The following is a 797-nucleotide window of genomic DNA, read 5'->3' as shown; positions in this document are numbered from 1 at the left end:
GGCGTTCTGCGTTTTCCGCAGCGGCACGTCGTCGTCTGCTTCGCCGACGAGGTAGGCGACCGACGTTTCGAGCATTTCGGCGAGAGTGCGCAGGATGATCCCAACCAGGCATGATCCACTGTTCGGCTCGGACGAGTTCCTCGCCTGCCGGATGGTGGTGGTATGGGCATTTGGATGTTGGTTGTGCTCCAGGCACTGTCGCAGGCGGAGACCGCGTGATTGGCTGCGGAGGCGGAACTGATCTGGTCGTCGTCGATCGCGAAAGTGCTGCTTGGCTGCGCATCGAACATCGACCACCTCCGCGACGTCGAGGGGTCCTCGGTACCCGCAAAGTCCGGCAGACCTTTCGCACGTCGGGCTCCCGGATGTCGACGAGCTTCAACGACTTGTTCGAGCGAACACTCGGGATCTCGATCGACGCTGGCGACGGAGACGCAACATGAGCACCGATGAGGGCTTGCAAGACTGGCTCAGTGAATTCGCGATGCCGGCAGACCTGGAGGAAGATGACACGTTCGACAGCAACGTTGACGGCACGGACACAGTGGGCTTCACCTGTCGATGCCAACTCGACGCACTTCGCCCCTCGGAGGGCGCGATCAGGCGGGAGGAACTCATTGGCGAAGGGCGCGCATCCACGTGGGAGCGGCTGCGCGTGTTTGTAGGGTGGTGGACGGCCCGGTTCAGAATCTCGACGAAGACGCTCCCACAGTGCTAGTTCCAGCACCCGGCGATCGTTGAGGAACTCACTGCGCTCATGAGGGCCCGCACCGCACATTACCGGCTCTTCGGACATT

At 62.1% G+C, this 797-nt stretch carries 1 protein-coding gene; it reads left to right on the top strand.

Annotated elements, in window-relative coordinates; translation table 11 throughout:
• The first annotated feature begins 439 nt into the window (after positions 1 to 439).
• Entirely contained in the window at positions 440 to 718 is a 279-nt protein-coding gene (locus ID132_RS12730; protein WP_125106148.1) for a hypothetical protein, read from the top strand.
• The last annotated feature ends 79 nt before the right edge of the window (positions 719 to 797 follow it).

The sequence above is a fragment of the Gulosibacter sediminis genome, assembly GCF_014904065.1.
Lineage (GTDB): Bacteria > Actinomycetota > Actinomycetes > Actinomycetales > Microbacteriaceae > Gulosibacter > Gulosibacter sediminis.
The sequence above is the reverse complement of the archived record's forward strand: the minus strand, read 5'-3'. Positions and strand labels throughout refer to the sequence as shown.

Bases quoted from the DNA above. Each gene is read 5' to 3' on its own strand.
- ID132_RS12730 (WP_125106148.1), top strand. From the start codon at position 440: ATGAGCACCGATGAGGGCTTGCAAGACTGGCTCAGTGAATTCGCGATG.